General features: G+C 53.2%; 12 protein-coding genes. 2 read left to right on the plus strand and 10 right to left on the minus strand.

Annotated elements, in window-relative coordinates; translation table 11 throughout:
• The first annotated feature begins 33 nt into the window (after nt 1-33).
• Nucleotides 34-1,335, plus strand: coding sequence for an MFS family transporter (locus AB182_RS05525; RefSeq protein WP_047369224.1), 1,302 nt, complete (start codon nt 34-36; stop codon nt 1,333-1,335).
• On the opposite strand, the gene AB182_RS05530 is transcribed toward AB182_RS05525, so the two are convergent.
• The 5 genes from AB182_RS05530 to trxC form a co-directional block, all read right to left on the minus strand.
• Nucleotides 1,332-1,655 carry a YfiM family lipoprotein gene (locus AB182_RS05530; protein ID WP_047373191.1) on the minus strand — a complete coding sequence of 108 codons (324 nt, stop codon included), beginning with the start codon at nt 1,653-1,655 and terminating at the stop codon, nt 1,332-1,334. The two genes, AB182_RS05525 and AB182_RS05530, sit on opposite strands and share 4 nt — an antisense overlap.
• Before the next feature lie 46 nt (nt 1,656-1,701).
• Nucleotides 1,702-3,057, minus strand: coding sequence for a CDP-diacylglycerol--serine O-phosphatidyltransferase (pssA, locus tag AB182_RS05535; protein WP_047369225.1), 1,356 nt, complete (start codon nt 3,055-3,057; stop codon nt 1,702-1,704).
• Nucleotides 3,058-3,171: 114 nt separating this feature from the next.
• The gene (locus tag AB182_RS05540; protein ID WP_047369226.1) at nt 3,172-5,832 is read right to left on the minus strand and encodes a bifunctional acetate--CoA ligase family protein/GNAT family N-acetyltransferase; all 2,661 of its coding nucleotides are present in this window, start codon (nt 5,830-5,832) and stop codon (nt 3,172-3,174) included.
• A 32-nt stretch (nt 5,833-5,864) separates the two neighbouring features.
• On the minus strand, nt 5,865-6,563 hold the full coding sequence (locus AB182_RS05545) for a tRNA-uridine aminocarboxypropyltransferase (protein ID WP_047373192.1): 699 nt from the start codon (nt 6,561-6,563) through the stop codon (nt 5,865-5,867).
• A gap of 67 nt (nt 6,564-6,630) precedes the next feature.
• A complete protein-coding gene (trxC, locus tag AB182_RS05550; RefSeq protein ID WP_047369227.1) occupies nt 6,631-7,050 on the minus strand; it encodes a thioredoxin TrxC in 420 nt (139 codons plus the stop codon).
• Nucleotides 7,051-7,253: 203 nt separating this feature from the next.
• On the opposite strand from trxC, the gene AB182_RS05555 reads away from it, so the two are divergent.
• A complete protein-coding gene (locus AB182_RS05555; RefSeq protein ID WP_047369228.1) occupies nt 7,254-8,327 on the plus strand; it encodes a tRNA/rRNA methyltransferase in 1,074 nt (357 codons plus the stop codon).
• Between the two features lie 86 nt (nt 8,328-8,413).
• On the opposite strand, the gene AB182_RS30275 is transcribed toward AB182_RS05555, so the two are convergent.
• From AB182_RS30275 to AB182_RS05585, 5 genes are all read right to left on the minus strand, one after another.
• Nucleotides 8,414-8,962, minus strand: coding sequence for a desulfoferrodoxin family protein (locus tag AB182_RS30275; RefSeq protein WP_082137009.1), 549 nt, complete (start codon nt 8,960-8,962; stop codon nt 8,414-8,416).
• Nucleotides 8,963-8,972: 10 nt separating this feature from the next.
• Nucleotides 8,973-10,643 carry a medium-chain fatty-acid--CoA ligase gene (gene fadK / locus AB182_RS05570; protein WP_047369229.1) on the minus strand — a complete coding sequence of 557 codons (1,671 nt, stop codon included), beginning with the start codon at nt 10,641-10,643 and terminating at the stop codon, nt 8,973-8,975.
• A 28-nt stretch (nt 10,644-10,671) separates the two neighbouring features.
• Nucleotides 10,672-12,003, minus strand: coding sequence for an MFS transporter (locus AB182_RS05575; protein ID WP_047369230.1), 1,332 nt, complete (start codon nt 12,001-12,003; stop codon nt 10,672-10,674).
• 62 nt (nt 12,004-12,065) lie between these two features.
• Nucleotides 12,066-12,350: a ferredoxin gene (locus AB182_RS05580; protein WP_047369231.1), complete on the minus strand. Its 285-nt coding sequence runs from the start codon at nt 12,348-12,350 to the stop codon at nt 12,066-12,068.
• Nucleotides 12,347-13,639: an FAD-dependent oxidoreductase gene (locus AB182_RS05585; RefSeq protein ID WP_047369232.1), complete on the minus strand. Its 1,293-nt coding sequence runs from the start codon at nt 13,637-13,639 to the stop codon at nt 12,347-12,349. Before AB182_RS05585 ends, AB182_RS05580 begins: the two co-directional genes overlap by 4 nt.
• Between the last annotated feature and the right edge of the window lie 18 nt (nt 13,640-13,657).

Genomic DNA, 13,657 nt, shown 5'->3' on the forward strand with positions numbered 1-13,657 from the left:
CAAATCAAAGATATCCGATCAGAGGGGAAAAATATGGCAGGCGTCACCACTCGTCCTGAGCATAAAACAACAGATTTGACTGATACACGCCGCAGAGTATGGGCAATCGTTGGTGCCTCATCGGGAAACCTGGTGGAGTGGTTTGACTTCTATGTTTATTCATTCTGCTCGCTCTACTTTGCTCACATCTTTTTCCCTGCCGGAAATACAACGACTCAGCTACTTCAGACCGCAGGTGTTTTCGCTGCTGGTTTTCTTATGCGTCCGATTGGCGGCTGGCTGTTTGGGCGTATTGCTGACAGGCATGGGCGCAAAACCTCCATGCTGATTTCGGTATGCATGATGTGCCTGGGTTCACTGGTGATCGCGTGCTTACCGGGTTATGACAGCATAGGTACATGGGCCCCTGCTTTGCTATTACTGGCAAGATTGTTCCAGGGATTATCCGTTGGCGGTGAATACGGCACCAGTGCAACTTACATGAGTGAGATTGCCGTTGAAGGCCGCAAAGGATTTTATGCTTCTTTTCAGTACGTGACTTTAATTGGCGGTCAATTGTTGGCGCTTCTGGTGGTCGTGGTTCTTCAGCAGATCCTTGATGATGCTGAGCTACGTGCATGGGGCTGGCGTATTCCCTTTGCCGTCGGCGCTGCACTTGCTGTGGTGGCGCTCTGGTTGCGTCGACAGCTGGATGAAACATCGAAAAAAGAGGTGCGGGTATTAAAAGAGGCAGGGTCGCTTAAAGGGTTATGGCGTAATCGCCGCGCGTTTATTATGGTACTCGGCTTCACCGCCGGCGGCTCGCTGTGCTTCTACACCTTCACGACGTATATGCAAAAATATCTGGTTAACACGACCGGCATGCATGCCAATGTGGCCAGCATCGTGATGACCGTGGCGTTATTTGTTTTCATGCTTATTCAGCCCCTGATAGGTGCCTTATCCGACCGTATTGGCCGCCGTGCTTCCATGCTCTGCTTCGGTGGGCTGGGAACGCTCTTCACTTTACCCATTTTAAGTGCGCTACAGTATGTTTCATCACCGTATGCCGCTTTTGCACTGGTGATGGCGGCGCTGTTGATCGTGAGTTTCTATACCTCTATAAGCGGTATCCTGAAAGCCGAAATGTTTCCGGCCCAGGTCCGTGCGTTAGGTGTGGGATTATCTTACGCTATTGCTAATGCGTTATTCGGCGGTTCAGCTGAGTATGTTGCGCTGTCGCTGAAATCGGCCGGTATTGAGACCGCGTTTTTCTGGTATGTCACCGTGTTTTGCGCGCTGGCATTTATCGTTTCGTTGATGTTGCACCGAAAAGGTAAAGGTATTCGCCTTTAATGGTTGGCCAGTTGCCACACGGCGTAACCTGTGGTGGCGCCTGCCACATCCCAGGCAAAATCTTTCCAGCTCCAGCCGCTTCCTGCGGGGCGGCTATCCCACAGTTCCTTTGATGCGCCGAGGCTTACGGAAAACATCAGGCCGTACGTTGCGCTACGATCGCGGCTGTATCCCTGATGTTGTGCATACTCGTTGCCCGCAGCAGAGAGCATGGCGGAAGCAATAAAATGCTGCGCTTTATCCTGCCCGCTCCATTGGTCATTTGCCATATGTGCGCAGCCCGTCAAACAGAGGGCGCACGCCAACATTAAACATCGCATCATAGAGAAACCTGAAAAAAGCCCCATCAAATGACAGGGCCTGGTATTACAGAATGCGGCTGATAAGTTTATCGATACGAATTCGACGCAAACGGCGAATGAGCTTACGTACTTTTACCGGGTAATCGGCGATACTTTGTAGATCGCGATAATGGTTGACGACTGTGGTATGGGTACGGATAAGCTCCAGCTCTTTGTCGCGTTGAGCGGCTAATTGATGTTTCGGGTCGTGGATCAGAATGGCATTTTCCAGATCCAGACGCCAGGCGCGCGGATTAAGGTTATTTCCCGTGAGCAGCACCCACTCATTATCAACCCACATCCCTTTCAGGTGATAGCTATTGTCTTCGTCTTTCCACAAGCGCACGACCAGTTGATCGGTATTGACGTAATACTGTAGGCGGCTCAGAAAACGACGCAGGTTAATTTCATACAGATAAGGCAGTGCGCCAATGATTTTAAAGGGTTGATCTTCTGGAATAAAAAAGTCATTAGCCGTTTTATCACCAACGATAATTTCGACTTTTTTGCCTTCACGCAGGAGCTGAATAATGTTACGTACCAGCACTGCGGGCAGGTTGAAATAGGGCGTACAGATGACCAGCTTCTCTTCCGCACAGGGCATCAGATGGAAAATGGTCTTATTCAGCAAACTGGTTTTTCCGAGTCCAACCAGCGGTGTAACGGAGAGTTGGTCGTTATCGGCATCGCCCTGAAAATGATAGGCAGCGTCACGTAATTCCTGACGATACAGACGAATATCATTCTTGATTTCTGGGCTTTTCGGGCGTTGAGCATTATCGAGGCGGTTTACACCACGCCCTTCAATCAGGTTCTGTTTGACCCATCCCAGCATGATATCCGCCATTTTTGGGTTGCGGATAAGCTGGTAGCGATCGTAGCGGTATTTATCGTGTTGATGGAGGTAGACATCGTTCAGGCTCGCGCCGCTATAGAGCACACTATCGTCGATAATAAAGCCTTTAAAATGCAGTACGCCAAGTGCTTCACGGGTATTGACTGGCACGCCGTAAACCGGAATATCAATGCCCGGATTTTCCTGCGCCATACGGCAATACCAGTCGGCGTTGGTGTTGGATGCGGCTGCGCCAATACGACCACGCTGTGCCCGGTGCCAGTCGACAAGCACGCAGATTTCGAGCTCAGGTCGCTGACGTTTGGCGTCATAGAGGGCATTCAGGATACCTTTACCGCCATCATCCTGCTCAAGGTAAAGAGCGACGATGCAGATACGGCGTGTTGCGCTGGCAATTTTTTCCAGCAATGTCTCCCTGAAAGAAGCGGGAGAGTAGAAAAACTCTACATCATCAACTGATTGGGAAAGCTTGGGTAGTTGGGCAAGGTGTTGTTGATGTTTATTACGCTTAAATTTTGACAACATCACAGTGCGTTTCTTCTCTGTTTATTGAAAGGGCTTCTGTCCGATAACCCCGACAGAAGCGGACAATGATAACACCAGTACCTGTGAAAGTGGTCAACATTTCCAGTACCTTACTCAGGATTCGCCGGTCTGCCTCAGATTAAGGGTCAATCCAACGATCCCATCCTCAAGCTGAATGTCGACTTCAAATCCCAGTTTACGCGCCAGAGTTACCATGCCGCGATTGTTTGGCATAGTAATACCATTCAAACGCTTAAGTCCGTGATCCCGAGTGTAACTGATGAGCTTTTCCAGTAAACGTCGCCCAAGACCCAATCCTTTCAAATCGGAGCGGACCAACACGGCAAATTCGGCATCGATGTTATCCGGGTCAGAGATGGCGCGGGTTACGCCAAGGATCTCATCCTTTCCTTCTACCTGACGTACTGCAACAAATGCCATTTCCCGATCGTAGTCGATCTGCGTCATATTCGCTAAATCGTCATGAGTAAATTCGTTGATCTCACTGAAATAGCGGTAGTACAAATCTTCCTTTGTTACCCTGCCGATGAATTCCTGTAACTGCGGTTCATCCTCAGGAAGAATAGGGCGGAAAAGCGTGGTCTCGCCGTTTTTTAGCGTTACGATCTCTTCTAGCTGTTGCGGATAAGGGCGAACCGCGAGACGACTTTCGCCGTTGCCACTAAACGCCTCGACTGTGAGAGTGACATCCAGCGCGGTGAATTCACTGCCGGAAGCAAGCAGAGGATGAATGTCCAGACGCTGGATTTCCGGGCAATGGACAATCAGATTCGATACCTGCACCAGAAACTGACTCAGCCCGGCAATATCCAGCGTGCGCAGGGCACTACGTCCACGGATTTTTTTATTTTTAATGGCCTGGATAACCAGATAACGCGCCAGATTCATATTCAGCGGTGGTAACGCAACGGCGGCCTGTTCCTGTGCGCGCCACTCTACGCTGCCTTCTCCCAACATGATCAACGGACCAAAAACCGGATCGGATTCGACAACCACACGGAGCTCCTGCGCACCGGCACGGTTTGCCATGCTTTGTACCTGCAAACCATGGATACGCGCCTGCGGCCAGTTCATTTTCACGCGGTCGATAATCGCATCCGCGGCCTGCTGAACTTCCTTCGCGGTACGCAGGTAGAGCATCACACCCTGGACTTCGGATTTATGGGGAATATCCGGCGAGCGTAATTTTAACGCCACGGGGTAGCCTATCTGTTCGGCAATATGTACTGCTTCGGCGCTATCACCAGCAATCCAGGTCGGCAGCGTCTGAATACCCCAGGCGCTGAGTATCGGCTGCACTTCATGGGTATCAAGGGTGGTTGCCCCTTCCGCGATAGCCTGTTGCAGCAAATGATGGGCTTCGGTCGTATTGGCCGTCAGGTGAGTAGGCAACGTGGGCGTTTCACGTAATTGTTTCTGGTTACGCCGGTACTCGACCATATGCATAAATGCGGTGATCGTCCCTTCGGGCGTACGGTAGGTCGGCAGACCGGCTTCACTGAATAACCGTCGCGCTTCCTGGGAAGAATACTCGCCGCACCAGTTTGTCAGTACCGTAACGTATTTGCCGCGCGGGTGTTTTTTCAGCACCTCAATTAGCGCCAGCGCGCTCTCTTTACCGGGGGCGGCGGCGCTGGGAGAATGGATAACCATCAATGCATCAAAATCCTGGCTATCGAGCAGGATATCAAGCGCGGTGGCGTAACGATCGTTGCTGGCATCATCGCGTAAATCCAGCGGATTACCCACATTGACATAATCGGGCAATCCATCCCGAAGGCGTGCCAGCGTATCGTCGCTCAACTTTGCCAGTTTGCCATTACGCGACCACAGCTGATCGAGCGCCAGCGCGGCAGGGGCGGCACCGTTACTGATGATCACCAGCCGATCGCCGCGAAGCGGTCGCATATGACTGAGTGTTTCAACGGCGGAAAAGAGTTCATGAGTATCTTGCACGCGCAGCAACCCGGCGCGCTGTATGGCCGCATCCCAGGCAGGATCAAGCCCGGCCCGTGTTTGCAGGAGACGCTGGGCTTCGGGGCTACGGCCACTTTTGATGACCAGAATCGGTTTATTGCGCGAAGCGCTGCGCGCCGCCGAAACGAACCGGCGGGCGTCGCTTAGATGTTCAAGATAGAGCAGAATGGCACTGGTTTTCGTGTCGCGCGCCAGGAAGTCCAGCAGTTCATCGACGTCAATATCCAGGCTGTCACCCAGCGCAATAAAATAGGAAAACCCCATCTCGCGTTGCTGAGCCCAGTCCAGAATAGTGTTGGAGACGGCGGCGGATTGCGAAATAAATGCAAGCTTGCCGCGGGTAATTGGTACCGGGGAAAAGCTGGCATTAAGACCCTGCCAGGGAGCAAGTAGCCCCATACTGTTCGGCCCGAGCAGGCGCATCTGGTAACGGCCTGCGCAGCTCAGCAGTTCGGTATGTTGCTCAGGGGTTGCAGAAAGAATGATGCAGGTTTTACAGCCCTTCTTACCCAGCTCTTCGAGTAAAGGCAGATTACGTTTTGCATTGGTGCACAGCACGGCGAGGTCCGGCACATAGGGCAGGCTGGCGATATCCGGCCAGGCCAGTACCCCAAGTACGGCTTTGTATGCGGGCGTCACCGGCAAAACCGGCCCGGCAAAACCGCCTGCCAGAAGATTGCGCATCATCAGGAAACCGGCGCGATCCGGTTTCATTGATGCCCCGATCACGGCGATCGACTTGGGACGTAACAACGCTTCCAGCCCACGTTGGCTCATACCGGCCTCCAGAAAAGAGTGACCCGATGATGTTAAACGTTTTCTGCTTCTTTTGCTGTGACACTACGCTGATGATTCGCTTTACCCGCCAGGTAGCGCTCGCGAAAGAGGGTAAAATGGGCTCCGAGGCTTTTCGCGGCAGGTTGGTCGCCCGCTAAATCCAGAAGCGCAATCGCCACTTCCGCGGTGCAGTACTGATCCTCGGCATGCGACTCCCGCAGACGATAGGCAGATACCCGTGACAGATCGACGGAAATTACCGGGAGAGTGTCCAGATAAGGGCTTTTGCGAAACATTTTGCGCGCTTCGGTCCAGGTACCGTCCAGCATGATAAAAAGCGGCGGTTTCCCTGAGGGCGGCGCGGACAATACCTGTCGCTCGCTTCCTGCATAGGATGCGGGAAAGACGACCATTGGCTGGTAGTCTTCACTGGCGCATAAATCAATCAGTGCCTGAGGTGGCTCAGTCCTTGACCAGAGAAACGCCGTTGTGTCAGGCAGAATATCGGCGATAAGCCTACCGGTATTGCTGGGCTTCATGGGTTCAGTATCAAACATCACCAGACAAAACCGACTACGGGCCGTGCTGGGTTGTAACGTGTCGCACAGGCACTGTTGTTTGGGGAGCAGACAGCGCTGACAGCGAATAACGCGATTTCCCCGGGCGAGGAAGGGGCGAGTAGAACGAGCAATACGCGTTGCCCGGAGCGTAAGTACGGCGTTTTCAGTCATAAGAATCGCGTGAAAAACGCCATTGTCGCAGAGCTGAAAACGGGGCACAAGATGCGCCCCGCCAGGATTAGAGAGATTCGTTAAGCCAGCTATTAAAAGGGGCTTTTGGCACGGCGCCGCTCAGGATGTCAACAACCTCGCCATTTTTGAACAACATGATGGTTGGGATGCTGCGGATGCGAAAGCGTGCGCTGAGTTCGCGTTCTGCTTCGGTGTTCACTTTGACGAAGCGAACTTTGCCGCTACGCTCTTCCGCCACGTCTTCAAAAATCGGCGCGAAGCTACGGCACGGACCACACCAGGGCGCCCAGAAATCGACAACAACCGGCAGGTCATCTTTCAGCAATTTATCCAGTGTTTCGCCAGTGGCGTTAATCACATCGCCGTCGAACAGCTCATGTCCACAACGTCCACACTTTGCGACATCGTTAATGCGCGCTTCGGGGATGCGGTTAAGCGCCTGGCAGCTTGCACATACGGTATTCATAACTAACCTCAGGAGAACAATGGTACAGAGTGGCACAAGGCCGATATGTTTCTAATATGTTACATATTATCGATGAAGTGGTTTTAAACGACAACGCGTTTTATTCAATGAGTACAATAGTCGATAGCTTTTGAACGAATTAATGGCGAAGCGCCGACACATCAGGTAATCTGCGCGCTCGCGCAGCGCTGGTGGAGAAAAGCATGAACGATGAACTGAAAAACAAAAGCGGCAAAGTCAAAGTGATGTATGTCCGCAGTGACGATGATTCCGATAAACGCAGCCAAAACCCGCGTACCGGGAAAGGGCCTGGGCGTAGTGGATCGTCTCGTGCCGACGCTGGCAGTCGCACCGCGCGCGAAGAGAAAAACAGTGGTCGCCGTCCTGCTCGCGATGAGCGAAGCAATGACCGTGGCCGCGACCGCCCGCAGAGTGATTCCCCGTGGCGTACCGTTTCCCGCGCACCGGGTGACGACACTCCGGCGAAGCCGGATCATGGTGGTATCAGCGGTAAAAGCTTTATCGATCCTGAAGTGCTACGCCGCCAGCGTGCGGAAGAGACCCGCGTCTATGGTGAAAATGCCTGCCAGGCACTGTTTGCCAGCCGTCCTGACTGCATCGTGCGCGCCTGGTTTGTTCAGAGCGTGACCCCGCGCTTTAAAGAAGCACTGCGCTGGATGGCGGCTAACCGCAAAGCCTACCACGTCGTTGATGACGCTGAGCTGGTAAAAGCGTCCGGCACCGAACACCACGGCGGTGTCTGCTTCCTGATTAAAAAACGTAACGGTACCAGCGTTGAGCAGTGGGTCGCACAGGCCGGGACAGAAGATTGCGTTCTGGCGCTGGAAGATGTGGGTAACCCGCATAACCTGGGGGCGATGATGCGCAGCTGTGCCCATTTCGGCGTGAAAGGCGTTCTGTTGCAAGATGCGGCTGTTATCGAGTCCGGTGCGGCAGTTCGTACGGCGGAAGGTGGTGCGGAGCACGTACAGGCCATTACCGGCGATAGCGTCCTTGAGGCGCTGGATGCGTTCCGCAAAGCCGGTTATGCCATTGTGACCACCTCCAGCCATAAAGGTACGCCGCTGTTTAGCGCAACGCTGCCGAAGAAAATGGTGCTGGTGTTGGGCCAGGAACGTGATGGCCTTTCCGATGCTGCGCTTGATAACGCGGATCTGAGTATCTCGATTAACGGCACCAACAACGTTGAGAGTCTGAACGTATCTGTCGCAACGGGTGTGTTGCTGGCCGAATGGTGGCGTCAAAACAAAGCCTGATAATACGCATATCAGCATGCCTTCACGGCATGCTGATTTATCCTCTCCTGTGTCTGCTCGCTTTTATCTTCTACGTAGATGCATCATCAAAATGAATGCTTCCATAACCCATGCTGATTGCACCAGCTGTATGCGGTGAACCCACGTTTGCAGTTAAATTTACATCGGCTACCTTTGCAGACCGGGCGATCGCAGTAAACGTACGCGTCGTTTTCGGCCAGTGCGAAGGTAGCTTCTGGCAAGTCACCTGACCTGAGGAATTTAAACTGGCCACCCTGGAAGGTATAAACGTAGATCCACAGCAGACGGTGATCTTCTGTCATAGGATGGGGCGTTGTACCGATATTCACCGTCAGGGTATTGGACTCAAAGCCGCCGGATATAGTCATCTGCGGCAGGTGCTCTTCTGCCAACGCATCGTTTGTATTCTGCGGGACTAATGCACTCAGCGTTTCGTTACAACAGCGTAGTTGTGTCTCGCCGCCATTGTTATTGATTGCCACCAGAAATTGTCCGCACCGGGGGCAGTGGTAGAACGTCGGCTCACACTGGATAAAAGAGGGCTTAGTGCTGTTTTTTATTCGTGTCGATGTTTTCGGCTGCGTTCTGCCGGAAAGGTTATTGTTAATAAGCACATTGGTATCCTTATTTGGATATGGCCTGGCCGAGCTCCGGGGATGTGTTTTCTCGAGAGGCAAGGGCCAGGCGCTGAACGATGTCTTTGCGTAGCATGAACTTTTTGACTTTCCCCGAGGCCGTTCGCGGTAAGCTGTCGACCACTACCAGGTGTTCCGGATATTTATATTTCGCGATGCGTTTGTGGGAGAAGAAGCGGATGATGTCAGCCAGTACCAGAGGTTGTTCATTATTAGCCAACACCACATAGGCACATGAACGTTCTCCAAGCCGCTGATCTGGCATCGCGACGACGGCAGCGTCGAGAATATCAGGGTGTTGCAACAGAATATCTTCGACTTCCCGGCTACTGATATTTTCACCGCCGCGAACAATGATGTCTTTTTTTCGCCCGGTAATTTTAAGATACCCTGCCTTGTCGATCCGGCAATAATCTCCGCTGTAATACCAGCCTTCATCATCAAGCGCCTGCGCCGTTATTTCCGGTTCGTCAAAATAACCGACAAACACATTAGGACCGCGAGAAGCCTCTTCACCTTCGGTATATTCCGGCAGAGAATTTCTCTTTTTATCGACGACTTTGATCTCCACGCCGTTCACCGCCGCCCCATCCGTATTTACCTGGCGAATAAGCGAATCTTCTGGGCGGACGATGGCGTGCGGCGCACTCTCCGTGCTGCCATATACTCCCAGCAATGGAATACCGGCTTTGTGGTAATCACGCACCAGTTTACCTGGAATGGTGGTCCCGCCGCACAGAAAAAAGCGTAAAGAGGAGACGTTACACTGGCGGGCCTGCATCGCTTTAAGCAGATCGCAGGCGAACGGCGTTGCCCCCATAATGCAGGTGCATTTTTCCCGTTCAATAATGTCGAGACACTGCTCTGGATTAAAAATATCCAGCAATACGCTACGGGCACCGAGAATAAAAGGTGCGGTTACCCCATGCATAAAACCCGTGGCGTGGGCGAGTGGCGCTGGCATCAGCATAATATCCGTGCTGTTCAAATTAAGCGTTGCGCAGTAAGCCCGTTCGCTGGCGATGATGTTGTTGTGCGTTAGCATCACCCCTTTGGGATGTCCTTCTGTTCCGGAGGTGAACAGCAGTGCCGCCAGATCATCGCTTTTTGTGGCAATGGCCTGCGCTAACGCTGGCGTGTTCGCGAGTATCTGGCTCAGTGATACCCCGTATTGAGCGGGCTCCAGCTTATCGACCGCAATCACCTTCTCCAGCCAGGGAAGGAGCGGGCGCAGCGGCGGCAGCATGTGAATGGGGCGAACATTTTTATAGCGCGTTGCGGTAAAGAGAATACGTGCCTGACATTTGTTCAGGATCCACGCCAGTTCAGACTCGCGGAATGCCGGAAGCAGCGGCACGACAACGGCGCCACATTTGAGACAGGCAAGATAGATAACGGTAAATTCGCACCAGCCGGGAAGCTGCAGGGCAACCCGGTCACCCGGTTGGATGCTGTTTTCTACAAGCCACGTCGCCAGCGCGCCTGCTGCGTTATCGAGCTCACGGTAGGTGTATGCTGTGCCATGGTTATCACTGACCGCGATTTTATCCGCCGATGCTTTTGCCGACAGATGCCAGTAATCGGCCAGTGTCGCGTCGCCCCAGTATCCTAGCTGTCGATAACGCGTTTTCAGCGCCTCGTTGATTTTCATCGTTGTCATTCCGTCGTTGTCCTTCGCATAACCTGGCTTAATGTGTTTTTGCGATAACGCGTCGTTGTTTTTTGCAATACAGCGCCAGTGCACCTGCCGCCAGAGGGAGCGGCAGAAACATAAAGACCTCACTGAATGTCCAGCCCGCCGCCAGCATGGCTGAGCCCGCGCCGGCACTGGTTATCGCACCCAGACGGCCAATCCCCGTCGCCCAGCTCACGCCAGTGGCCCGAATGGATGTGGGATAAAAATGGGCGGCCAGCGCATAACAACCAGGGCTGATACCATTGACGGTAAATCCGAGCATCAGAACCAGAACACAGAGCACCGGCAGTGACGGGATATGCATCCCCAGAATAAGTGCGCTACAGGCACCGCCAATTAACGTCAGGATGATGGCGCAATGCCTGCCCCAGCGGTCCATCTCAATGCCGATGCAGAAATTGCCCATCATGCCGCCAATCTGGAAGACTGATCCCATAATGACGGCCTGTGACAGCGTCATCCCGGTGTCTCTGACCATCAGCGGCAGCCAGCTTGATAACAGATAGACGCAGAACAAACCGGCAAAAAGCGTCAACCACAGTGCGAGAGTGCCAAAGGTGTACGGCGGATGCAGAAGCGATCTTGCGGTACTGGCATGTGCTTTTTGCGGCTCAGAGGTATAAAAATGCGTTTTTTCGTCGGCGATGCCGGGGACGAATGTATTCAGCAAGTGCGTCAGACGCCGTTTATTCTCCGGGGCTTGAACCAGATACTGCATCGATTCCGGAAGGTAGCGTATCAGGATCAGCGCGAATATTAATGGCAATACCCCGCCGGTAATTAATACCGAACGCCAGCCAAAGGTGCCGAGTAATTGCTGGCTGAGCAGACCGCCCAATGCCGCGCCGGTATTAAAACCACAGTGAATCACGGTAGCAAGGCGCGAGCGCCAGCGGCAGGGGGCATACTCTGCTACCAGCGTGGTGATATTGGGCATTGCCGCACCCAGCCCAAGTCCGGTAATAAAGCGAAAAAATGTCAGGCTGGATAAATTCCATGACCATGCGGAAAGCAGGCTACTTGTGCCAAAAAATAAAACCGAACCGATGATGAGTTTTTTACGCCCATAGCGGTCAGCCAGCGGCCCGGAAATAAGTGAGCCGGCCGCCAGACCAAATAAGCCGCTCATCATGACCGGACCTAACATATGGCGGGATATTTGCCAGTCATCTATCAGGGCCGGGGCAATAAAACCTATCGCGGTCACATCAAAGCCATCAATACCTAATACCAGAAACCCTAAAAACACAATCAACCACTGGCGTCGACTAATAGAGTGCTTATCCAGAACGGTACTGATATCAATTTTTTCCTGTGTTGACATAAATCCTCCCCACACGGGAGAGTAACCTTCACCCCGAAGGGGGAAGTGAGCAAAGGAGGGGCTCAGCCAAAACGAAACTCAACGCCGAAATTCCCCTGCGGATATTCCCATTTCTCTAATATTGTCCCTTCGCACAACACACGACATGTGCCACATTCCAGACAGCCGGCATAATCAAAATGGATATTTCCTGCCTCATCCTCGCGATATAGCCCGGCAGGGCAGGCCTTGATCAATTTACGGAATTGCACTTTATCGGGGTTGGCCACAAGGAGGATATGTGGGTTGGTTTCATCCACTCTGAATTTGTTGACGCCCAGTTTCATATCGACATTTACCGTGCTCATAATGCGCGCCCTCCCGCGATGCCGTCTTTTAATAAATTCATTAACCCGACGCGTTTTCCCTGTTTCAATATCGTCTTCCACAAGGGCGTCGGTTTCGCGCCATCCACCGTGAAAAGCTCGGACATGATATTGGCCACCATCTGCGGGTATTGCGTAAAGAGTCGCGGGTTTTCCATCAGGCCAGGCAGCTTGCGATAATGCCGCATGTCCTGCAGGACACAGCTTTTCTCCAGCGCCTGGGGGTATTTTTCAAGCCGGGCAACGCTGAAATCATTACTCTCTTTTGCGGCAATGATGGTTTGCGCTGCGATATTCGCGGCCTCAATCGCCAGATCCATACCACGCACGGTAAAGCCGAGGTTCAGACACATCCCAGCGGCATCACCCACCACCAGTACACCGTCGCCCACCAGTTTTGGCAGCATCTCGATACCGCCTTCTGGTACCAGATGAGCGGAATACTCAAGCAGTGTTCCCCCTTCGATAAGGGGGCGCACGGCCGGGTGCTGTTTAAAATCCTCCAGCATCTGCGGCACCGATTTTTGCGCGTTTTCTATGCCTCCCAGACCGCACACCAGGCCCAGCGAGATGGATTCCCGGTTGGTGTAGAGAAAGCCGCCGCCCATTAAGCCATCCGACGGAGAACCAGCAAACAGCCAGGCCGCGCCTTCGTCCTCCGTTACGCCAAAGCGATCCTGAATGGTCTTAGCTGGCAGGGAAATGATCTCTTTAACCCCGACGGCGTAATGATGGGGATTTGATTTTGGTACCAGTCCAATTGAGCGACCTAACAGTGAATTTACCCCGTCGGCCAGCACTACCACGTTTGCCTCAAGGACATCTTCCCCGGCCTGTACTCCCGTTACCCGACCATCCTGCTGGATTAATGCATCCACCCGAACGCCCGTAATAACCTGTGCGCCAACCGCCTCGGCTTGCTCCATCAGCCAGCTGTCGAACCCATGACGCAGTACCGTCCATGACGCTTTCTCCGGGTTCGCATCGCGCGACTGTGCCTGATAATCCAGCGTGACGGCGCTATCCGGGGTCAGAAAAGAGATCTTCTCTTTAGTGATTTTCCGCTCAACGGGGGCGTTTTGCGCAAAACCTGGTATGATCTTTTCCAGAGTGTGGGCATAGAGCCGCCCGCCCGTCATATTTTTACTGCCTGCGGTGTCGCCACGCTCAATGACCAGAACGTCCAGCCCGGCTTTCGCCATCACACAGGCGGCGGTACATCCCGCCACACCCGCACCCACGATAATTGCGTCAAATTTTTCGTCCGACATGCTTTCGCTCCATCGCCG

Origin of the sequence: Phytobacter ursingii, from assembly GCF_001022135.1 — a bacterium.
Classification (GTDB): domain Bacteria; phylum Pseudomonadota; class Gammaproteobacteria; order Enterobacterales; family Enterobacteriaceae; genus Phytobacter; species Phytobacter ursingii.